This window comes from Melioribacter sulfuriphilus (genome assembly GCF_052656625.1).
Genome location: NZ_JBQXXK010000003.1, coordinates 183,945 through 205,980, shown reverse-complemented (window position 1 = coordinate 205,980; position 22,036 = coordinate 183,945). Strand labels below are relative to the sequence as shown.

Annotated in this window: 25 protein-coding genes; 15 read left to right on the top strand and 10 right to left on the bottom strand. The window is 37.5% G+C overall.

Features of this window, described 5'->3' with window-relative positions:
* Positions 1 to 8: 8 nt before the first annotated feature.
* On the top strand, positions 9 to 1,292 hold the full coding sequence (locus tag ACUN8G_RS04695) for a glycosyltransferase (RefSeq protein WP_437345970.1): 1,284 nt from the start codon (positions 9 to 11) through the stop codon (positions 1,290 to 1,292).
* Entirely contained in the window at positions 1,289 to 2,575 is a 1,287-nt protein-coding gene (gene purD, locus ACUN8G_RS04690; protein ID WP_437345969.1) for a phosphoribosylamine--glycine ligase, read from the top strand. Before ACUN8G_RS04695 ends, purD begins: the two co-directional genes overlap by 4 nt.
* Before the next feature lies 1 nt (position 2,576).
* Here purD and ACUN8G_RS04685 read toward each other — a convergent pair whose 3' ends face one another.
* The 6 genes from ACUN8G_RS04685 to ACUN8G_RS04660 are packed head-to-tail and all read right to left on the bottom strand — an operon-like array spanning position 2,577 to position 7,371.
* The gene (locus tag ACUN8G_RS04685; RefSeq protein WP_437345968.1) at positions 2,577 to 2,927 is read right to left on the bottom strand and encodes a histidine triad nucleotide-binding protein; all 351 of its coding nucleotides are present in this window, start codon (positions 2,925 to 2,927) and stop codon (positions 2,577 to 2,579) included.
* Complete coding sequence (locus ACUN8G_RS04680) at positions 2,927 to 4,282, bottom strand: sigma-54-dependent transcriptional regulator (protein ID WP_437345967.1); 1,356 nt, start codon at positions 4,280 to 4,282, stop codon at positions 2,927 to 2,929. Before ACUN8G_RS04680 ends, ACUN8G_RS04685 begins: the two co-directional genes overlap by 1 nt.
* A gap of 2 nt (positions 4,283 to 4,284) precedes the next feature.
* Positions 4,285 to 4,920, bottom strand: coding sequence for a hypothetical protein (locus tag ACUN8G_RS04675; RefSeq protein ID WP_437345966.1), 636 nt, complete (start codon positions 4,918 to 4,920; stop codon positions 4,285 to 4,287).
* Entirely contained in the window at positions 4,917 to 5,873 is a 957-nt protein-coding gene (gene meaB, locus ACUN8G_RS04670; RefSeq protein WP_437345965.1) for a methylmalonyl Co-A mutase-associated GTPase MeaB, read from the bottom strand. The genes ACUN8G_RS04675 and meaB overlap by 4 nt, the downstream gene beginning before the upstream one ends.
* 2 nt (positions 5,874 to 5,875) lie before the next feature.
* A complete protein-coding gene (nadD, locus tag ACUN8G_RS04665) occupies positions 5,876 to 6,454 on the bottom strand; it encodes a nicotinate-nucleotide adenylyltransferase (RefSeq protein ID WP_437345964.1) in 579 nt (192 codons plus the stop codon).
* Positions 6,451 to 7,371 (bottom strand): PrsW family intramembrane metalloprotease, encoded by a 921-nt coding sequence (locus ACUN8G_RS04660; protein ID WP_437345963.1) that lies wholly within the window; start codon positions 7,369 to 7,371, stop codon positions 6,451 to 6,453. Before ACUN8G_RS04660 ends, nadD begins: the two co-directional genes overlap by 4 nt.
* 70 nt (positions 7,372 to 7,441) lie before the next feature.
* Here ACUN8G_RS04660 and ACUN8G_RS04655 point away from each other — a divergent pair, with 70 nt between their 5' ends.
* From ACUN8G_RS04655 to ACUN8G_RS04595, 13 genes are all read left to right on the top strand, one after another.
* Positions 7,442 to 7,954, top strand: a complete 513-nt coding sequence (locus ACUN8G_RS04655) for a YceD family protein (RefSeq protein ID WP_445480909.1) — start codon at positions 7,442 to 7,444, stop codon at positions 7,952 to 7,954.
* A gap of 14 nt (positions 7,955 to 7,968) precedes the next feature.
* The gene (rpmF, locus tag ACUN8G_RS04650) at positions 7,969 to 8,148 is read left to right on the top strand and encodes a 50S ribosomal protein L32 (RefSeq protein WP_437345961.1); all 180 of its coding nucleotides are present in this window, start codon (positions 7,969 to 7,971) and stop codon (positions 8,146 to 8,148) included.
* 17 nt (positions 8,149 to 8,165) lie between these two features.
* Positions 8,166 to 9,200 carry a phosphate acyltransferase PlsX gene (plsX, locus tag ACUN8G_RS04645; protein WP_437345960.1) on the top strand — a complete coding sequence of 345 codons (1,035 nt, stop codon included), beginning with the start codon at positions 8,166 to 8,168 and terminating at the stop codon, positions 9,198 to 9,200.
* Complete coding sequence (locus ACUN8G_RS04640) at positions 9,184 to 10,191, top strand: beta-ketoacyl-ACP synthase III (protein WP_437345959.1); 1,008 nt, start codon at positions 9,184 to 9,186, stop codon at positions 10,189 to 10,191. The genes plsX and ACUN8G_RS04640 overlap by 17 nt, the downstream gene beginning before the upstream one ends.
* The gene (gene fabD / locus ACUN8G_RS04635; protein ID WP_437345958.1) at positions 10,191 to 11,105 is read left to right on the top strand and encodes an ACP S-malonyltransferase; all 915 of its coding nucleotides are present in this window, start codon (positions 10,191 to 10,193) and stop codon (positions 11,103 to 11,105) included. The genes ACUN8G_RS04640 and fabD overlap by 1 nt, the downstream gene beginning before the upstream one ends.
* Positions 11,105 to 11,722 carry a DUF3109 family protein gene (locus ACUN8G_RS04630; protein WP_437345957.1) on the top strand — a complete coding sequence of 206 codons (618 nt, stop codon included), beginning with the start codon at positions 11,105 to 11,107 and terminating at the stop codon, positions 11,720 to 11,722. Before fabD ends, ACUN8G_RS04630 begins: the two co-directional genes overlap by 1 nt.
* Complete coding sequence (gene fabG / locus ACUN8G_RS04625; RefSeq protein ID WP_437345956.1) at positions 11,706 to 12,443, top strand: 3-oxoacyl-[acyl-carrier-protein] reductase; 738 nt, start codon at positions 11,706 to 11,708, stop codon at positions 12,441 to 12,443. The genes ACUN8G_RS04630 and fabG overlap by 17 nt, the downstream gene beginning before the upstream one ends.
* A gap of 55 nt (positions 12,444 to 12,498) precedes the next feature.
* On the top strand, positions 12,499 to 12,732 hold the full coding sequence (locus tag ACUN8G_RS04620) for an acyl carrier protein (protein ID WP_437345955.1): 234 nt from the start codon (positions 12,499 to 12,501) through the stop codon (positions 12,730 to 12,732).
* 67 nt (positions 12,733 to 12,799) lie between these two features.
* The gene (fabF, locus tag ACUN8G_RS04615; RefSeq protein ID WP_437345954.1) at positions 12,800 to 14,044 is read left to right on the top strand and encodes a beta-ketoacyl-ACP synthase II; all 1,245 of its coding nucleotides are present in this window, start codon (positions 12,800 to 12,802) and stop codon (positions 14,042 to 14,044) included.
* Between the two features lie 2 nt (positions 14,045 to 14,046).
* On the top strand, positions 14,047 to 14,811 hold the full coding sequence (rnc, locus tag ACUN8G_RS04610; RefSeq protein WP_437345953.1) for a ribonuclease III: 765 nt from the start codon (positions 14,047 to 14,049) through the stop codon (positions 14,809 to 14,811).
* 62 nt (positions 14,812 to 14,873) lie between these two features.
* Positions 14,874 to 17,750 (top strand): aminomethyl-transferring glycine dehydrogenase, encoded by a 2,877-nt coding sequence (gene gcvP / locus ACUN8G_RS04605; protein ID WP_437345952.1) that lies wholly within the window; start codon positions 14,874 to 14,876, stop codon positions 17,748 to 17,750.
* A gap of 10 nt (positions 17,751 to 17,760) precedes the next feature.
* Positions 17,761 to 18,165: a CoA-binding protein gene (locus ACUN8G_RS04600; protein ID WP_437345951.1), complete on the top strand. Its 405-nt coding sequence runs from the start codon at positions 17,761 to 17,763 to the stop codon at positions 18,163 to 18,165.
* A 4-nt stretch (positions 18,166 to 18,169) separates the two neighbouring features.
* Entirely contained in the window at positions 18,170 to 18,886 is a 717-nt protein-coding gene (locus ACUN8G_RS04595; protein WP_437345950.1) for an RsmE family RNA methyltransferase, read from the top strand.
* Here the strand turns inward: ACUN8G_RS04595 and ACUN8G_RS04590 are convergent.
* The 4 genes from ACUN8G_RS04590 to cdd are packed head-to-tail and all read right to left on the bottom strand — an operon-like array spanning position 18,870 to position 22,006.
* Complete coding sequence (locus ACUN8G_RS04590) at positions 18,870 to 19,685, bottom strand: purine-nucleoside phosphorylase (RefSeq protein ID WP_437345949.1); 816 nt, start codon at positions 19,683 to 19,685, stop codon at positions 18,870 to 18,872. The two genes, ACUN8G_RS04595 and ACUN8G_RS04590, sit on opposite strands and share 17 nt — an antisense overlap.
* Entirely contained in the window at positions 19,685 to 21,037 is a 1,353-nt protein-coding gene (locus ACUN8G_RS04585) for a NupC/NupG family nucleoside CNT transporter (protein WP_437346147.1), read from the bottom strand. The genes ACUN8G_RS04590 and ACUN8G_RS04585 overlap by 1 nt, the downstream gene beginning before the upstream one ends.
* Positions 21,038 to 21,039: 2 nt before the next feature.
* On the bottom strand, positions 21,040 to 21,609 hold the full coding sequence (locus ACUN8G_RS04580; protein WP_437345948.1) for a thymidine kinase: 570 nt from the start codon (positions 21,607 to 21,609) through the stop codon (positions 21,040 to 21,042).
* Between the two features lies 1 nt (position 21,610).
* Positions 21,611 to 22,006, bottom strand: coding sequence for a cytidine deaminase (gene cdd, locus ACUN8G_RS04575; RefSeq protein WP_437346146.1), 396 nt, complete (start codon positions 22,004 to 22,006; stop codon positions 21,611 to 21,613).
* Positions 22,007 to 22,036 lie beyond the last annotated feature (30 nt).

Sequence of the window (22,036 nt, the reverse complement as noted above, 5' to 3'; positions counted from 1 at the left end):
TAACCGATATGTTTAAAGTTCTCGTTCTTGCATACTATTATCCGCCAATGGGACTGAGCGGAGTACAAAGAGTACAAAAATTTACAAAGTATTTTCCATATTTTAACTGGGAACCTACAATTATAACTACAGGCAATGTTGCCTACTATGCCCACGACTTTAGTCTTCTCGAGGAGGTTAAAGACCTTAGAATTATCAGAACTGAATCCTTTGACTTGAATTCTATCCTCGGGAAAAAATATAGCACTGTTAACGTTCCAAAAGAATTTATAAGGAAAGCATTCTCAAACTTTTCTAAAATATTTTTTATTCCAGACAATAAAAAATCGTGGGCAGCACGGGCTTACCAGAAAGCACGTGATTTGTTAAAAAACGAACATTTCGATGCAATCTTTGTAAGTGTTCCTCCTTATTCTACATTCGTGTATGCTGCTAAATTGAAGAAGGAATTTAATATTCCATTAATTGTCGACTATCGAGATCTGTGGCTGGACAACCATTTTGCACATTATCCTACGCCTTATCACAGAGCTCGACATAAAAAGCTTGAATATAGCAGTCTCCACGCGGCCGATCGTGTTGTAACAGTCAACAGAAGAATTAAGGAATATCTTATTCAAACGTATCAATTCCTGACTTTTGACGAAGTAGTTATTATTCCTCACGGATATGATCAGGAAGATTTTAACGTAGAAGTGGACGAAGACCTTATAAGTAAGGAAAAATTGCGCTTTACGTATTCAGGACTGTTTTACGAATCAATCACTCCAATCTATTTTCTAAAAGCATTTAAAAAGTTATCTATCGAGAGACCTGATATTGCATCAAATATTGAACTAGAATTTATTGGGCTATTTCGTGATGAATATAAAAAATTGGTTGTCGATTTAGGACTCAACGAATCAGTTAAAATCCACGGCTATATTGAACATAAAGACGTTGTAAAAAGACTAAAAGCAACGAATATACTCTGGATGATGATTGGCAAAACAAATAAAGCCGAGACCATATCGACCAGTAAACTTTTCGAATATTTCGGCGCACGTAAGCCAATTCTTGGCTGTGTACCAGAAGGAGCCGCTAAAACAGCTTTAAAAGAATACGGTGCTTCCTACATAACTGCACCCGACGATATCAACGAAATTAAAGAGACATTAATTAAAATCTATTACGATTATTCAGAAAAAAATCTGCCCACTCCGAATGAAGAATTCGTTCTAAAGCACGACAGAAAATTATTAACCGAACAATTAACAAAGCTATTTCAATTTTGCATGAGGGAACCAGTATGAAAGTTGTAGTAATCGGGTCAGGGGGAAGAGAACACGCTCTGTCGCTTAAAATTTCTCAAAGCCCTTTATTAGAACAACTTTTCATAATTCCAGGAAATCCTGGCACAAAAAAGTTAGGCACGAATATATTATTAGATCCAGATAAAAATGATGAAATCGTAGACTTTTGCCAAAGGATGGGAATTGATCTCGTTGTTGTTGGTCCTGAAAAACCGCTCACAAACGGCCTGGCAGATGCACTCAGAAGCAAAGGAATAAAAGTATTCGGTCCAGATAAAAATGCAGCACGAATTGAAGGAGAAAAATCTTTTGCAAAAAAACTGATGCAGGATTTCAATATCCCAACAGCAAGTTTTAAAACTTTTACAAAAAATGAATATGAAGATGCACTAAATTATTTGGTAAATTCCACTTTCCCGACGGTAATCAAAGCCGACGGTATTGCAGCAGGGAAAGGTGTAATTATTGCAGAAAATTTTGAAGAAGCAAAAGCAGCACTTGACGATTGTTTTTTACATTCGACATTTGGTCCTGCCGGTTACAAAGTAGTAATCGAAGAATTTATGAGAGGGCAGGAAGCATCTGTATTTGCGATTACTGACGGTGTAGAATTTGTAGTTCTTCCTGCGGCTCAAGACCATAAAAGAATTGGAGAAGGTGATACAGGCAAGAATACCGGCGGGATGGGTGCTTATGCGCCCACTCCATTCGTCGACGATAAGATGATGAAAATTATCGAGAATACGATAATAAAGCCCACGCTCGAGGCGATGAACAAAACTGGCAATAAATACATAGGTTGCCTTTATTGCGGTTTAATGTTAACAACAGAAGGACCGAAAGTTGTTGAATTCAATTGCCGATTTGGCGATCCAGAAACTCAAGCCGTGCTCCCCCTTCTAAAGGGAGATTTTCTCAAATTACTTTACACTGCAGCTTCAGGAAATTTAGATAAGAATGCGGTCTCTTATAACGGAGGATCTTCCGTTTGTGTTGTAGCTGCATCAACTGGTTATCCTGACTCTTATGAAAAAGGGAAGGAAATCAGAGGACTCGAAATTGATGATCCACAAATTATTGTTTATCATGCAGGAACTAAAGAAGAAAATGGACATATTTTTACTAATGGGGGCAGAGTTTTAAATGTTACATCTGTTATCAAAGAAAATAACTTAACTAAGGCTAAACAGAAAGTTTACGAAGGTTTATCTAAAATTTATTTCGATGGTATTTATTATAGAAAAGATATTGCAGGCAAAGCTTTGAAAAGCCGGGTTGAGTAAATCAACCCGGAGGCCAGCTAAATTTCCTACCGCCTAAAAGATGCATATGCAGATGATATACTTCCTGTCCTGCGTCAGGTCCTGAGTTAATAACCAGTCTGTATCCGCTTTCTGAAATTCCCATTTCTTTTGCAATTTTATTGGCGGCATCGAACATTTCAGCGAGTAATTGTGCGTGCTCCGCCGGCTTAATATCTTTTGTTGTCTCAATATCAGTTATTTTGGGAATAATCAGAATATGGACAGGAGCTTGAGGTTTGATATCGCGGAAAGCAAGTACGGTGTTACTTTCATAAACGACATCGGCGGGTATTTCTTTCCGGATTATTTTTGAGAATATTGTTTCTCCCATTACTGCTCCTTCTCTATACCGTATTTTTTTATTTTATTATATAAATGACTCCTTTGAATGCCGAGTAATTCAGCTGTTTTGCTGATGTTCCAGTCGTTGGCTTTTAATTGCCTCTCGATAAAAATCTTTTCCGACTTTTCCTTGAATTCTTGAAATGTATTGACAGAACTAAAAAGTTCATCGGTTTTTATCTTTGTTTCAGGTAAATGGGGCTGCAAATCGACCTTCTTAATTTTTTCATGAGGAATCATAATTACTGCCCTTTCTACAAAATTTCGCAATTCTCTCACATTTCCTTTCCACGGTAAATTTTTTAAAAACTCCACTGCATCTGGCTCCCATTCTTTTGGAATAAATTTATTCTTCCTGCAAAAAAAATCGGAAAAATGTTGAACCAACAATGGAATATCTTCTTTTCTTTCCCTGAGTGGAGGAATGTGTATCGGAATGACATTTAAACGATGATACAAATCTTCTCTGAAGTTACCTTTTTCAATCTCTTCGAGTAAATTTTTATTTGTAGCCGAAATTATTCTTACATCGACTTCTATTTTGGTGCTACTGCCGACTTTTTCAATTTTTCCTTCTTCAATAGCACGAAGTACTTTTGCCTGCGCCTGTAAACTCATATCTCCGATTTCGTCAAGGAATAGATTGCTGCCGTCGGCAAGTTCAAATTTTCCGATGCGGTCTTTAATTGCTCCGGTAAAAGCTCCTTTTTCATGACCAAATAATTCCGATTCGATCAATTCCTGAGGAATGGCTGCACAATTGACTTCTACTAATTCTTTATCTGCCCGGTTGCTTTTCTTGTGAATTTCCTGCGCGATTAGTTCTTTGCCAGTGCCGTTTTCACCTGTTATTAAAATACGGGCATCCGTCCTGGCAACTCTTTCGACCGTTTCGAGAATTGACTGTATAGCCCGGCTTTTTCCAATAATTTTATTTTCGAATTCTGCATCTGCTTTCAGCTTTTTATTTTCCTTACGAAGTTGATATTGAAGAAAAGCATTTCTGACTGAAATTAATAATTTATCGCGGTCGATTGGTTTTTCGATAAAGTCGAATGCGCCAAGCTTTGTTGCTTTAATTGCATTCCCTAAATTGGCGTGTGCTGAAATAATTATTATCTGCAGTCCGTTCTCTTTTGTGTTAATCTTTTGCAGGATGTCAAAGCCGCTTATTGCAGGCATTTGTATGTCGAGTAATAATACGCTGTAATTTCCGTATTCGATCTTTTTTAATCCTGTCTCCGGATCTGTCGTGTAGTCGACATCATAGTCTTCATATTCTAAAATCATTTTAATCGACTCGCATATTTCTTTTTCGTCGTCGATAATTAGTACACTTTTCATTTCTAAAACCTCATAAAAATGAAATGATAAAAATTCAGAAAATCCGAAGGCATTAAACTTTTGTTCTTTCTGAGATTAAAACCATATATTTTTCCGAGTCCGTTAACAATAATATCTTTAAAGCTGTAGTCTCCTTCGATTAAGAGCTCCTGTTCGATGTTTTCCACAAAAATACCGATAAAATCTGATAAATTGAAACTCCCGAAATTATACGCAAGAAAAGCATTGCCGAAAAAGTGCGAAAGCTTATCTTTATCACCAAAATCTGTCGAAGGGGAATCATAAAATAATTTTGAAGGTAAACATTCGAGTCGTTTTTTGAATATTGAATCAGTAGGCGAGGGTAAGGAAATTATAATATTAGAATTTAATAAAAAGCGTACGTTGATTTTGTTAAAAGGCAAGCATGCAAATGTTAATGCAAGTAACGTTTCTGAAACGTTACCATCATAATAATTCAGTACTTTACAGTAAAACGAATCTACAAGTTGAATATCCGTTAAATTGTTATTGGAATTACTTAGGGAAATAATTGCTTCTGATGCGAAATTTATACCTTCATATAGCGACTGAGCTTTTAATGCAGGTGTGATTAAAATTACAGAGACAATTACAAACCCGGCAAAATGATTCTTCATTTCCCGAGCAATCTTTGCTTATAATTTTTAAGCAACAATTCCGAAGCTTCGACGTATGATAGTTTTCCTTGCAAAGTCATTGCCACCATTTCGTCAACATAATTTGGTTCGATAAGTTCTGAAATTTCTTCATTGATTAGGTAATTGAGATTTTCAAGAATTCGTTCTTTCAGTTTTTTCATTCTATTTGATTCAAGTTGATTTGTCTCGATAAGTAATTTACGATGTTTATCGATTTCTTCAGCCAGTTCTGCGATCCCCTTATTTTCAGATGCAATAGCTTTCACAACCTCTGGCACTCTTTCTTTTTTATTGTAGAGATGAAGAATTGTTGTAAGAGCCGTATAGGTCGCGTCGGCGCCCTGTCGATCGCATTTATTTATTACGAAAATGTCTGCAATTTCCATCAAGCCTGCTTTCATTGCCTGAATTGAGTCTCCTGATTCCGGTACCAGAATAACCACTGTGGTATCTGCAGCCTTTGCAATATCGAGTTCCGATTGTCCAACTCCCACGGTTTCAAAAATGATAATATCATACTTGGCAGCGTCGAGCAAATCTGCAACTTCGACGGCTTTTTTACTTAAACCGCCGAGACTGCCACGCGTAGCCATACTTCTAATGAATACACCAGCGTCGCAACCGATATCAGACATTCTAATTCGATCGCCCAGTAGAGCCCCACCCGAAAATGGACTCGTCGGGTCGACTGCAATTATCCCGACGGTTTTGCCAAGTTTTCTGTAGTAACTTGTCAATTGATTTGTTAATGTAGATTTTCCTGCACCAGGAGGTCCGGTAATTCCAATTCTGTAAGCATTTCCAGTGAATTTGTAGAGAGATTTCAATAATTGATTTGCAGAACCATTTGAAGATTCGATTAACGTGATTGCACGGGAAACTGTCTTTTTATCCTGCTCTCTTATTTTATTTATGAAATATTCGTCTATCATAACTATTTGTATAGATTATTTTTCCAGATATATTCTTCCACTTTATGTGGAACCATAAATGATATCGGTAAATTATTCTTAATTCTTTCCCTCAGCTCAGAAGAAGAAATTTCAATTGTCGGTGTATCCAGAATAGTGGCATATTCGAAATACTTGTTTTTTGTTTCAACTTCTTTGTCGATTACTCTTTTCATTACTATCAATTTAGATAACTCTACAATTTTTTCTGGTTTGTGCCATTTATCGAAAACAATTAGATTGTCGTATCCAATAATAAGTTCTATGTTAGAGTATACTTTTCTCAATTCCACAATTGTATCATAAGTGTAAGAAATAGTACCTTTTCTGATTTCGTAATCTGAAAGATCGAAATAAGGAATATCCTCAATAGCAAGCCGTAACATATTAAGTCGGTGAATTGGATTTGATAAATTTTTGTCCGTCTTGTGAGGAGAAATATAGCAGGGGACAAAAATTATTTTGTCCAGTTTTCTTTTTTCGAGTACATATTGAGTCGTAATCAAATGACCTACATGAATCGGGTCGAAAGTTCCTCCAAAGATCCCTATCTTTTGACTCATATTTCGCCAATTATTTTTTTAAGTATTGATCTTTTTCTTTCAATCTCGGATGCGTAAAATTCCTTCAGACTACCGCTGCTAATTTTATATTGATGTTTATTGAAAGCCAATCCGACTGCAGTTTTGACATATAATTTTCTTATAGTTTCGTCGATCCAGCCCTTTTGAAATCTTTTATTTGAAAAGAGTACCAATTTGTGTTCGTAGGGAATATCTTCCTCCACAAGTTCTATTTGTAGAATCAACTGTTCTTTCGCAAGAGAATATCTAAAAAACATAATAAAAAATATTGTCAAAGCAATCACAAAAATCAATCCGAAATAGAATGTATCCATAAAACTGACGGAAAAATTCCAGGCTCCGTGAATAAGAATGGCAATTAGATATCCAATAGAAATAAGATAGATTCTTGAAAAACGTCCCGAAAATTTAGCAAAGCCGATCATTGCGCCCAAAACGGCGGTTGATATCATGTGCATAATAATAGTAAATGAAGAACGAATAACAATAAGAACTATCCAGTATTTAATAAGGCCATCAAATGTTATAAAATAAATGAAATTTTCTGTCATACCAAACCCAAGTCCAATTGCGCCTCCATAGACCAGACCGTCGGTAATGTTATCGAATTTCTTTGACCTGAAAGAAAAAAGAAGAAAAAAACCTTTTGCAAATTCTTCTGCTAATGGTGCAGAAATTAAAGCTTCGAATAAATCCGTATATTCACCCCGTCCAAATAATGTCGTAATAAAATAACTTCCCGCTGCGCCCGTTAAAACTGCACCAAGCGCTCCCCAGATAAAATGAGAAACGATGAATGAAATGGGTTCTGGCTCGTTTTTGTCCATCTTCCAAATAAAATAAAGATAGAGCAAAGCTGGCAAAAATGAAGCAAGTAAAGAAATTACTATCAGCATTTGAAAGTTTTCAAATATTTATCAATTCTTGATTATAAGGATACCACATACTATATTTTGAGGTAATTTTTTGCTCTTTGTTAAAATGATTATAAAATATACAAATTTTTCAGATGGTATCCATCAAATTAAATTTGACGAACCGGTAAAAAATATCGGGCTCGACGAAAATTTTTTTGGTAATGTTATTGTCAACTGCAGGATGGATAAGTCGTCGCATCAAATAATCATCGATTTCGATGTAGAAGCCGATGCCAGGCTTACGTGCGACAGATGCAATTCGGAATATGAAACGCATTTACATAACCATTTTCAATTGAGCTATCTTTTTTCAAAAGAGAGCACTCGACTGGAAGAGTATAATGTGTTTTATCTGTCGCCCGATGAAGACAAAATTGACATAACAAAGGATGTTTACGATTACGTTGAGCTGTCAATACCTCTGAAAAAATTATGCAAAGAAGAATGTAAAGGACTCTGCCCGCGTTGTGGTCAGAATCTAAACGAAGGAAGTTGTAATTGCAATGTAAAAGTTAATAACGATATTTGGGAACCACTGAAAAAATTGAAATTCAATAACTAACCAAAGGTTGAACGATGCCTAATCCGAAACGTAAAATGTCAAAAAGCAGGAGAGATAAGCGCAGAGCGCATTATAAAGCTACGGCTCCTTCCTTAAGTCGCTGCTCTCAATGCGGTGAACTGAAATTAAGTCACCGTGCGTGCCCGAATTGTGGATACTATGCTGGCAAATCAGTATTTGTACCAGAATCATAAAAATAATCACTAATTAAATGAATTCTAACTTTACTGACATCAAGTGTAGAATTGCAATTGATGCTATGGGGGGAGATTATGCCCCCCTTAATAATCTGCTGGGCTCTCTCGATGCAATTAAAGAAGACAAATCTATTGATATTGTTTTAGTAGGCAACCGTGATGAAATTCTTAAAGCAGCTGAAAAGGAAAAAATTGCTCTCGACGAGAAACTTATTCACCATACTTCACAAACAATCGAGATGGATGATTCTCCCGTCTCTGCAATAAAATCGAAACCGGATTCTTCAATTGTTGTTGGCACAAAATTAATCAAAGAAAAGAAAGTAGATGCTTTTGTTAGTCCAGGTAATACTGGAGCAGTTATGGCTGCTTCGACATTAATTATGGGAAGAATTAAAGGTGTAAGCAGACCCACAATTGGAGCCACCTTCCCAACATCAGCAGGCAAGTTCTGCCTGGTGTTTGATGCTGGTGCAAGTGTGGACAGCAAACCTCAGCATCTTTTTGAATATGCTGTATTAGGGACAATCTTTGCCCGAGAAATTTATGGTGTGAAAAATCCTTCTATAGGTTTACTGAGCGTTGGTGAAGAAGAATCGAAAGGTAACGAACTTGTATTTGCTACTTATGAACTTCTTAAAAATTCGAATCTCAATTTTATCGGTAATGTTGAAGGCAGAGATATTCTTAACGGACGAGTGGATATTATTGTCTGCGATGGCTTTGTGGGGAATATATTACTCAAATTTGGCGAAAGTGTTCTTACATTCCTAAAAACAAAAATAAAAAATTATGCGAACGAAGGATTCCTTAACAAAATTAAGGCACTCGTTACAAAAAGTGTATTGAAAAAGTCACTGGCAGATATGGATTATCAGATATACGGAGGCGTACCCCTCCTTGGTGTCAATGGTATAACTATAATAGGACACGGCTCGAGTACCCCACTGGCTATCAAGAATATGATATTAAGAGCAAAAGAGATGCACACAAAAAATCTTATTCAAAAATTCGAGGAAGCAATTAAAGAATATGGCAACTCAAAATAATCCAATAAATGCTACAATTACAGCAGTGGGAATGTATGTTCCCGATAAAGTTCTTGACAATAAATATTTCGAATCGATAGTTGACACATCCGACGAATGGATTGTTACTCGAACAGGGATTAAAGAAAGAAGAATTTTAGAAAACGGGGCAACCAGCGACCTGGCAGTTGGTGCAATTCAAGATCTGATGAAAAATACCAATTTAAATCCAGAAGAAATTGATGTTATTATTATCGCCACCGTAACACCCGACATGTTCTTTCCAGCTACTGCATGTTTGGTACAGGATAAAATTGGCGCAAAGAATGCATGGGGTTTCGATCTTTCGGCTGCATGTTCCGGATTTTTATTTGCTCTTCAAACTGGAGCAGCATTAATCGAAACAGGCAGGTACAAAAAGGTTCTGGTTGTAGGGGCAGATAAAATGAGTTCAATTACAGATTATTCCGATCGAAATACTTGCATCTTATTTGGCGATGCAGCTTCTGCAGTTTTGCTCGAACCTACAGATGATTTGTCGTATGGAATTAAAGATTCAATACTTCGATGCGACGGTTCGGGTAAGGACAGCTTATATATGAAAGGAGGCGGTAGCCTTATGCCGGCTTCTCATGAAACTGTCGATAAAAAACTCCATTACATTTATCAGGACGGTAAAGCTGTATTCAAAGTTGCTGTAAAAGGAATGGCAGACGTTTCCTATGAAATTATGACTAGAAACAATTTGAAACCAGAAGATATAGCTTATCTGGTACCTCATCAGGCAAATTTACGCATCATTTCAGCCACTGCAGAACGGATGGGTCTCTCTCAGGATAAAGTTATGATTAATATCGATAGATACGGCAATACGACAGCTGCTACAATTCCACTTTGTCTGACAGAATATTATCGTAATGGTAAACTGAAAAAAGGGGATAATCTAATTCTATCTGCTTTCGGTGCTGGATATACTTGGGGCGCAATTTATTTGACCTGGAGTATCGACTGATGGGTAAAAAAGCATTCATATTTCCTGGCCAGGGCTCTCAATATGTAGGCATGGCGAAAGATTTATACGAGAATTCCGTCGAAGCCAAAGAAATGATTCTAACAGCTGAAGAGGCTACAGGGCTACCGTTAAGGAATTTGATGTTCAACGGACCTGAAGAATCGTTAAAACAAACAGACATAACTCAACCGGCAATTTATGTCCATAGTATTGTTGTAAGCAGTTTGATCAGGACAATTGAACCTGATTTTGTTGCCGGGCATTCACTCGGAGAATATTCTGCTTTGACGGCCGCAAGAGCGGTACAATTTTATGAAGCAATTAAATTGGTGCATGCTCGGGGTAAAGCTATGTTGAAAGCCGGTATTGAAAACCCTGGTACTATGGCTGCAGTAATTGGACTTAATTCTGAAAAATTAGTGGAAATTTGTAATATTGCCAGTCAAGAAGGAATAGTCCAATGCGCAAATTTTAATTCTCCTGGCCAAATAGTAATTTCAGGTTCTGTTACCGGCGTTAAGAAAGCTATGGAAATAGCAAAAAAGGAAGGAGCAAAATTAGTTAAGGAATTGATTGTCAGCGGTGCTTTCCATTCTCCTTTAATGGAAAATGCTAAAGAAGAATTGAAAAAAACACTCGATTCAACTCCTTTTTACGATGCTAAAATACCAGTCTATACAAATGTAACTGCAAGGCCTGTTCAAAATAAAGAAGAAATTAAAGCAATATTGTTAGCTCAGCTAACGAATCCAGTTCGCTGGGAAGAATCGATAATTAATATGATTAACGATGGTGCCGATGAGTTTTACGAAATCGGACCGGGGAAAGTTTTACAGGGTCTTGTTAAGAGAATTAATTCCGATGTCCGTATATTCGGTATTGAAAAATATTCAGACTTAGAAAGGTACCTTTGATGTCCAAAGAAAAGAAATTTGAGAAAAAAATAAAAGGACTTTATATCGATCCTTTAATTTTTACTCAAAAGTTTGTAAGGGGTTGCGATGCCTCTATTTGTGCAGGCGAATGTTGTTACTATGGTGTTTATACAGATAAATATGAAGCGGAGAAAATTCTCGAAATTAAAGACAAAGTAATTGCAGCAATGGACGATTCCCAGATTAAAGATCCAGATAAATGGTTCGAAGCTCCTGAAAAAGATGACGACTTTAAATCCGGTATCGCAATTGGCACACAGGTTTATAATGGTAAGTGTGTCTTCCTCGATAAATTGGGATATTGCACACTCCAAAAAATTGCAATGCAGGAGGGGATTTATAAATGGGAGTATAAACCCTTCTATTGCGTTATTTTTCCTCTCGTAGTTTATGAAGGAACTCTTACAATCGACGACGACCATATGAATCGTCTTCATTACTGCAATAAATCCGAAAATCAACATTCAACCGTTTTTGAAACATGTAAAGACGAAATAATTCATATACTGGGAGAAGACGGTTATAAAGAACTTGTTGAATACAGGGAAGAATATTTCAAAAAATTGAACGAGGAAAAAATTGAAGCTAAAGGGTAAAAGGGCAATTGTAACTGGCGGCACGCGTGGTATAGGAAGAGCTATAGTTAAAGAACTGGTTAAAGAAGGATGCTCTGTTGTTTTCACATATCATAGTTCTGATGATGCCGCGCGTCAACTCGAAAACGAACTTGGAAATCAAAAAGTTTATGGCATCAAAGCAGATGCTACTTCTTTTGAAGATGCAGAAAAAACGGTTAAATTTGCCGTCGAAAAACTTGGTGGTATCGATATCCTTGTTAATAACGCTGGAATAACAAAAGATAATTTACTATTGAGAATGTCAACCGAAGACTTTAATTCTGTTGTGGATACGAATCTCAAAAGTGTTTTTAATTACACAAAAGCCGTACTCAAAAACATGATTTCTCAGAGGTATGGTAAAATAGTAAATATTAGCTCGGTTGTAGGATTAACCGGGAACGCCGGACAGGCAAACTATGCGGCATCGAAAGCAGGTATTATTGGATTTTCTAAATCGAATGCAAAAGAACTCGCTTCAAGAAATATTAATGTGAACGTTGTCGCACCAGGATTTATTGAAACAGATATGACAAATAAATTGACCGACCAGCAAAAAGAAGCTATATTAGCAAATGTTCCTATAAAAAGATTAGGAAAGCCCGAAGATATCGCTAAAACTGTAGTCTTTTTGTGCAGCAGCGATTCGGACTATATAACCGGGCAAGTAATTACAGTCGATGGCGGTATGGTAATGTGATATAAATGTTTCTAATCAATAACTAATTATTCAATAACATTTAAGGAGTAAATAAATGGACATTGAAGCAAAAGTAAAAGAAATAATAATGGACAAACTCGGAGTAGAAGAATCACAAATTACGCCAGAGGCATCTTTTACAAACGATCTTGGTGCAGACTCTCTGGATATCGTAGAATTGGTAATGGGTTTCGAATCAGCTTTCGATATTTCAATTCCTGACGAAGATGCCGAGAAAATTTCAACCGTAGGCGATGCGATTAAGTATCTCAAAGAAAAAGTAAGTTAATAATAGAGAGGCTGTTCAGCTGGACAGCCTCATACTACTTCTTTTATCAAAAAAAGACGGGAATACCATGCAGAAAAGAAGAGTCGTTATAACCGGAATGGGTGCAGTTACACCAATTGGAAATAACATAAAGGATTTCTGGGAAGGTTTAATTTCCGGGAAAAACGGTGCTGGCAAAATTACAAAATTTGATGCTACCGATTTTGCCACACAGTTTGCATGCGAACTTAAAAATTTCGATCCTGCCGATTTTATCGACAAAAAAGAACTTCGCAGGATGGATTCCTATACGCATTATGCACTCGCTTCGGCAGCAATGGCTCTTGAAGACTCTGCTTTAGATCTATCCAAATTAAATCAAGAAATGGCAGGTGTTGTATTTGGTAGTGGCATTGGCGGAATCTGGACTTTCGAGGAGCAACATTCTGCTTTTGTTAATGGCGGACCCAAAAGAGTAAGTCCTTTTTTCGTTCCTATGATGATCCCTGATATAGCAGCCGGATATATTTCGATAAAGTATGGATTAAAAGGTCCTAACTATGCTACTGTATCGGCATGTGCAACTTCCTCTCATGCAATTGCAGATGCTTTTATACTTATCCAGAGAGGCTCTGCAAACTTGATTTTTACCGGCGGTTCAGAAGCCCCAATTACTCCAATGTCAATTGCGGGTTTTAATTCTGCACGAGCTCTTTCAACCTGGAACGATCGCTATCTGGAAGCTTCCCGACCGTTCGATAAGGACCGCAATGGATTTGTGATTGGCGAAGGCAGTGGAGTTCTGGTTCTGGAAGAATTAGAACACGCTCTTTCAAGAGGAGCTAAAATTTATGCTGAAATTGTCGGTGTCGGATTAACTGGCGATGCTTATCATATTACAGCTCCGGCTCCTAATGGAGAAGGTGCCGCTCGAGCTATGAAAGAAGCTTTGCGCGATGCCAATGTAAATCCAGAAGAAATCGATTATCTAAATGCCCACGGTACTTCAACTGAATTGAATGACATTAACGAAACCAAAGCAATTAAATCGGTTTTTGGCGAGCACGCTTATAAGCTTAATATCAGCTCCACAAAATCGATGACAGGACATTTACTCGGGGCAGCAGGCGCCGTTGAAGCTATAGCTACAATTCTTGCGATTAAAAACAGTACTATTCCACCTACAATTAATCTGGACGAGCCCGATCCTGAATGTGATTTAAATTACACTCCAAAGAAAGCCGTTAATAGAGAAATTAAATATGCAATCAGCAATACTTTTGGATTCGGAGGTCATAACGCAAGTCTTTTGTTCAAAAAGTTCGAAGGGTAGTCTTGTTTGGAAAATTTATTAAAAATATTTTTCCCGGAAGAGAAAGAAAATTTGTTAAAGACTATCTAATCGACATCAAATTGCTCGAAAATATACTCGGTTTTAAAGTAAAGAATAGCGAATACTACATTAAGGCATTAACACACAGGTCCTACCTCGAGCTTTTTCCAGTATTTGAAAAATCAAATGAACGACTCGAATTTCTGGGCGACGCTGTACTTAATATGGTTGTGGCAGAGTTTCTATTTCGTAACTATTCGACTCAGGAAGAAGGATTTCTAACCAAAGTACGTTCCACAATTGTAAACAGAGCCAATTTATTCGCATGCGCAGAGAATCTTGGCATTATAAAACTTTTACTCTATAATCAAAAATATATTGACCAAACCACCGAAGGGATGAGAACCATATTATCTGATGCCATTGAAGCTCTTATCGGTGCAATATACCTGGATAGGGGATTGAAGTACGCAAAAAAGTTTATTTTAAAAGCAGTCATTTTCCCCTCGAAAGAACGCGGCAACATTCTGAATGACCAGAATTACAAAGGTCAATTGCTTGAACTGGCACATTCAAAAAAAATCAGTCCCCCGCGATACGTTGTGGTAAGCGAAACAGGACCGCAGCATAATAAAGAATTTTTAGTGGATGTTTTTATAAATAATGAAAAACTTGGTAGTGGAAAAGGAAAAAATAAAAAAACTGCCGAACAAAACGCTGCAAAAGATGCCCTCTCAAAGATTAAGAATAGTCCCTCTTCATCTTAATACTTTTAACTATATTAGCAATACTAAATAATTTATCATATCCATAAAAGAGAGTAATTGATATGGAGACCCCATTATTTAATGACAAATTTGTCAATCGCCACGTCGGACCAGACGAAAGCGATATTCAAAAAATGTGCGACACAATCGCAGTTTCCTCACTCGATGAACTTGTTGAAAAAGCCTTGCCAAAGTCAATTCGCAGCACAAAAAAACTCGAGCTCGGCAATCAATTAAACGAATACCAGATGATTGAAAGGCTTTCTGAAATTGCCAGCAAAAATAAACTCTTTAAAAATTATATCGGGCTCGGCTATTATCCCGTTATTTTACCTGGAGTCATCAGAAGAAACATTCTGGAAAATCCCGATTGGTACACTCCATATACGCCTTATCAAGCCGAAATTTCCCAGGGTAGATTAGAAGCTCTGCTCAATTTCCAGACGATGGTAATTGACCTTACAGGGTTACCAATTGCGAATGCTTCTTTGCTCGACGAGGCAACTGCTGCAGCTGAAGCAATGGCAATGCTTTTTAATTTCCAAAAGATTACGAAGAAAAACTCTAATAAATTTTTTGTATCAAGCGATCTATTCCCTCAAACTATTGATGTATTAAAAACGAGAAGTGAACCACTCGGAATTGAACTCGTAATCGACTCGACCGAAAACGCCGCATTTGACGAATCGTATTTTGGCCTACTTGTTCAATATCCTGCTTCATCGGGAAAAATTATCGATTATACAGAATTGTTTAAGAAAGCCGATAATTATGGAATTCTCAAAGCTGTTGCTGCAGATTTGATGAGTCTGGCGCTGCTGACCCCACCTGGAGAATTCGGCGCCGACGTAGCAGTCGGTACAACACAACGTTTCGGCGTGCCAATGGGATTTGGAGGTCCTCATGCAGCATATTTTGCTACTAAAGAAGAATTTAAACGATTCGTCCCCGGTAGAATTATCGGCGTCTCAATTGACCGTCATGGAAACCGAGCTCTTCGTATGGCTCTCCAGACGAGAGAACAGCATATCAAACGAGAACATGCCACAAGTAATATCTGTACATCTCAAGCATTGCTTGCTGTTATGGCTTCGATGTATGCTGTATATCATGGTCCTGAAGGAATTAAAAATATTGCTAAACGGATTCACTATTTGACCTCGCTTCTAAATCTTCACATAAAGAAATTGGGACTACAGCAGTTAAATGATTTCTATTTCGATACTCTGCTTATTAAACTTAATCCTTCCGATGTCGATTCTGTTCGTAAAACGGCGATCGATAGAAAAATTAATTTCCGATATCAGGATAACGATAAGATTGGAATTTCAATTTCACAAACGACTACGATCGATGATATAGCTGAGATTGTGGATGTCTTTTCGACAGCACTCGGGATCTCATATTCTGAGAATGTCAAGCAAATTGAATTCGATTATTTTGCAATCCCCGACAAATTGAAAAGACAAAGCCCTTATTTGACTCATCCCGTTTTTAATAAATATCATTCTGAAACTGAATTGATGAGATATATCAAAAGTCTGACGGTCAAGGACTTTACTTTGACCACTTCGATGATCTCTCTTGGGTCGTGCACAATGAAGTTAAATGCTGCCACTGAAATGTTTGGAATTACGTGGGAAGAGTTTACCGAAATTCATCCATTTGCTCCTGCTGACCAGGTGGAAGGTTATTACAGGATAATCGAAGAATTGGGTCAAGACTTAATGAAAATCACAGGTTTCAAAGGCATTTCATTTCAACCGAATTCAGGCGCTCAGGGTGAATACACTGGCTTGATGGTTATTCGAGCATATCATCGAAGCAGAGGCGAAAGCAACAGAAATATAGTTCTCATTCCTTCTTCGGCACACGGCACAAATCCTGCAAGCGCCGTTATGGCTGGTAATAAAGTAGTCGTGGTAAAATGTGATGAAAACGGTAATATTGATTTAAATGACCTCAAATCAAAAGCAGAAGAACATCGAGATAATTTATCAGCTTTAATGGTTACATATCCTTCGACGCACGGAGTTTTCGAGGAAGATATTGTAGAGATTTGTAAAATCATTCACGACAATGGCGGTCAGGTTTATATGGACGGAGCTAATTTAAATGCTCTCGTCGGATTAGCCTATCCTGCAGAAATCGGTACGGATGTATGTCATATAAATCTTCATAAAACATTTGCCATTCCGCACGGCGGCGGCGGACCAGGTATGGGACCAATTGCCGTAGCTGAACATTTAAAGCCATTCCTGCCAGGACATCCAATTATAAAAACAGGTGGCGAAAAAGCCATAACTGCTGTTTCTGCTGCTCCTTTTGGTAGCCCCCTCATTTTAATAATTTCTTACGCCTACATTAAAATGATGGGTGGCGAGGGATTGACTCACGCAACTAAAACTGCAATATTAAATGCCAATTATGTTAAAGAAAAATTGAAAGATTATTTCCCGGTTCTCTATTCAGGTAAACGAGGATTTGTTGCACATGAATTGATATTCGACACAAGAAAATTCAAGCAATCGGCAAAAATTGACGTCGACGATATAGCCAAACGATTAATGGATTACGGATTCCACGCACCTACAGTATCTTTTCCAGTACCTGGTACTTTAATGGTAGAGCCGACCGAAAGCGAATCGAAATATGAACTCGACCGTTTTTGTGAGGCTATGATTTCAATTTATAACGAAATAAAAGAAATCGAAGAAGGCAAATTTGATACTGAAGATAACGTATTGAAAAATGCACCACACACTTCGTTTGAACTAACTTCAGACGAATGGAAGCATCCATATTCACGTACAAAAGCTGCTTTTCCTGTAGACTATCTTAAAATTTATAAACCATGGGTTTTTGTTGGTAGAATAAACAACGCATACGGCGATAGAAATCTCGTTTGCAGTTGTCCGCCAGTATCTCAGTATCAATGATTGTGTGAAAATGTATAACTTTACTGAATGTGAATTATTAAAAAAAGCAAAACGGATTGCTGTGGTAGGCTTATCACGCAATCCGTTTAAAATTAGCAGAATGATTGCTGATTATCTAATAAGGCACGGGTATCAAGTAGTTGGCATCAATCCATACAACAATGATGAATTTAATATTCCTGTCTATAAATCGCTAATCGATGTCCCAATTAAAATTGATATTGTGAATATTTTCCGAAAATCAGAAGAGATACCAGAACTTATAACTGATATCCTAAAAATAAATCCACGTGGAGTATGGTTGCAGCAGGGAATAAAAAACGATAGTGCAGTCGCTCCGTTAATTAAGAAGGGTATTACGGTAATACAAGACAGGTGTATTAAAATTGCTCACTCAATGTGCTTCGGAGAGTAGGTAATTGAAAGATTCTTATCTAACCGATGTAGAGCTCTATTATTCCGAAATTGTCGAGACCGACAACTCTCTTATTTTAACTTCCGATGAATCGCATCATCTTATAAACGTTATGCGTCACAAAATCGGAGACGAAATTTTCGTTACGGACGGGAATGGAAATATTTACCTGACAACAATCAGCAATATCTCCAAGAGAGAAGTCAGTGTGGATATAAAACAAAAATATTCTTATCCAAACATCCTAAAAAATATAACCTTTTGTATCCCACGTCTCAGAAATTCGGAAAGATTCGAATTTGCACTTGAGAAATCGATCGAGCTCGGTATTACCAATTTCATAATTTTTGAATCAGAAAGAACTGTCGCGCGAGGAGAAAAACTAACGAGATGGAACAAGATTGCCCTTGCTGCCATGAAACAATCCTTGAGATGCTGGAAACCGATTATTAACTATTTCGAAAGTTTAAACGAAATAATTATTCACGGAGAAATCGTTGTTTTTGATCAGAAAGGAAACATTCCACTTGAGGATTTTATAAATAATAATTTTGATCTAAATCGAAATTATTCTTTCGTATTCGGTCCGGAAGGTGGCTTTGAAAAGAGAGAAATAGATAGACTGGGAAATACGATAATTTTGAGACTGACAGAAAATAGATTGAGAAGTGAAACTGCAATAATCAGTGCAGCTGCCGTTCTGGCTACAGCAATTCGATAGTTTTTTTTACAAGACGTTCAAATTTTTCTCTAACCAGTTCTGCAGTATCGATTACCTCCTGGTGCGACAGTTTATTCTGAGAAATACCCGCCGCCATATTTGTAATGCATGAGATTGATGAAGTTTCCATGCCCATCAAATGGGCGTAAAAAGCTTCATGAACGGTTGACATTCCAACAGCATCACAATTGATCTTCAAAAGCATGTTAATTTCTGCTGGAGTTTCGTATGAAGGACCCTTATTGAACCAATAAACTCCTTCTTTGAGAAAAATCATTTCTTCAGCAGCTGCTTTTTTAATAATTTCATTAAGATATTCGGAAGGGAAACTGCGATTTCGGCTATCAAAATTGCCGGCACCCATAACTTCTGCCATCTCTTTTTTTATATTAAATGAGATGAAAGAAGAAGCAAGCATCAAATCCCCGGGTACAAAGTTTTTGTTAACTCCGCCGGCAGCATTGGTCAATATTATTTTCTTTGCACCAATTTGTGAAGCAATATGAACGGGAAGAAGACAGTCCGATAATCTGTAGCCTTCGTAAAAATGGAGCCTGCCCTGGACCACTAAAATCTTTTTATTATGGATCTCCATAAAATGAAGATATCCTTTGTGGCCTTCAACGGTTGATGATGGATAACCAGGGAGATCTTTTGTAGGAATTGTAAATTTATTTTTAATATTATCTGCAAAGCTGCCCAGACCACTGCCAAGAACGATGCAAATTTCAGGTGTGAACGGCATTTGACTATTAATACTTTCAACAATCTTTTTGTATTTATCTTTCAGGTTTAACATCAGATTAAAATTCCTGCAAGAGTAGCTGTTAATAAATTAGCCAGAGTGCCACCAATTACAGCTTTAAGTCCGAGTTCAGCAAGATCACTTCTACGTGAAGGAGCCAGAGGTGAAATTCCTCCGATTTGAATAGCAATCGAACTGAAGTTTGCAAAGCCGCATAATGCGTATGTTGCCATGAACATTGCCTTTTCGTTTGTAAATATGTTCGATTGAATTAGCGTGCTCATATCGAGATATGCAACGAACTCGTTCAGGACGATTTTAGTTCCAATTAAACTTCCAAAATGGAATGCGCTTTCCCAGGGTACTCCAATGCCGTATGCCAGAAACTGCAAAAGAGAGCCAAATATAAATTGTAGACTTAATTTTGCTTCGAATTTATTATAAAGAAACGAATTGATTCCCGAAAAGTCCCCCAGCCAGGCGAGGAAATAATTAATCATTGCTATCAAGGCAATAAAAGCAATTAACATAGCGGCTACATTCAAAGCCAGGGTCATTCCTTCGGAAGCTCCTGCTGCCGCAGCTTCAATTAGATTCGAAGCAGATTTTTCGACTTTAACTTTCACTTTACCTTTTGTTTCTGGTTCGCCGGTTTCAGGGAAAATTATTTTTGAAATCAACAATGCAGCCGGTGCTGCCATTACGCTGGCTCCCAATAAATGCGTTGCAAAAATCAATTGTGCTTCTTCAAGAGGAATATTGTGTGTTTTTGAAAAAGCCATCCCTAAGATCTGGATATATGCTGCCATTACTCCGCCTGCAATTGTAGCCATGCCGCCGACCATAATTGTCAAAAGTTCGCTCTTGGTCATTCCTTTCAAATAGGGTTTTATCATCAGGGGCGCTTCTGTTTGACCAACAAAAATATTAGCAGTGCAGGATAATGATTCGGCTCCGCTTGTTCCCATAACCTTTGCCATTACCCATGCCATCCCTTCGACAATCTTTTGCATTATGCCAAGATAATAAAGCACCGACATTAAACTGGCGAAGAAAATAATTGTAGGTAATACCTGAAAAGCAAAGAATACACCCATACTTTCATCGTTGCCGGGACCTAATCCGAGATTACCGAACACGAATTTTGCGCCTTCGGTAGTGAAGTTAAGAATCAGTACAAAAAAACTGCTGACAAATCTGAAAAATTCTTTTGGCCAGCCGAGTGGTGAGAAATAGGTACCAAGTATTTCTCCTTTAAGAATCAAAATTGCAAATATGATCTGGATTAATAAACCCGAAATAACTAATCGCCAGTTTACACGCGATTTGTTGTTTGAAATCAGGAATGCAATTCCGATTAATAAAAATATGCCTGTAATTCCCCTGAAAAGTGAAATCAGATCCATCTTTAATCCGGTATATAGTGACATTTACGACATCGAGCTTCATAACTATCCGAAGCTCCAACGAGTACTCTTTCGGTTGAAGAAATCTTTCTTTGAGTCCTGTCTGCAATATTTCCACAGACAACACATATTGCTAAAGTTTTTGTAATAAATTCAGCTGTTGCAAGCAATTGCGGAATTGGTTCGAACGGAACTCCCCTGTAATCCTGATCGAGTCCGGCAACAATTACTCTTTTGCCTTCGTCGGCGAGTTTATTGCAAACATCGACCAGTTTCAAATCAAAGAATTGAGCTTCGTCAATTCCTATGACCTGAGCATCTTCCACATATTCCAGAATTTCTTCTGCATTGTTAACTAAAATTGAGGGAAGCGACTGTTCGTTATGAGAAACTATTTCTGTACTGGAATAACGGGTGTCGATTTTGGGCTTGAAAATTTTAACCTTCTGCCTGGCAATGATTGCTCTTTTTAACCTACGTATTAATTCTTCAGTTTTGCCGCTGAACATACAGCCTGCAATTACTTCAATCCAGCCAGTGCCCAATGGATGAAAATGCGTTACTGGTTCCATATTATATCAAATTTTCTTTATCGAATGAGAAAGGAAGTAATTCTTCAAGGGTCATTTCTTTAACTTCGCCTTTTTTATTGCTCATAATAACTAGCAGGTCTTTGCCACATAATTCGGAAAGCACCTGTCGACAAGCACCGCAAGGCGGGGTAAAATTTCCAGAATCACTAACAATAGCAATTGCGTCAAATTCTTTTTGACCGTCGAGCACTGCATTAAATGCTGCCGTTCTTTCGGCACATATTGTCAATCCATATGATGAATTCTCGATATTAGCACCCAGGTAAATTCTCCCGCTTTTTGTAATTAATGCAGCACCTACATGAAAATTAGAATAGGGGGCATAAGCTTTTTGCGCTGCTTCAACTGCCCTTGAGATTAATTCATTTTTATTCAACATGATAACCAATTTTTATACGAAAAATAA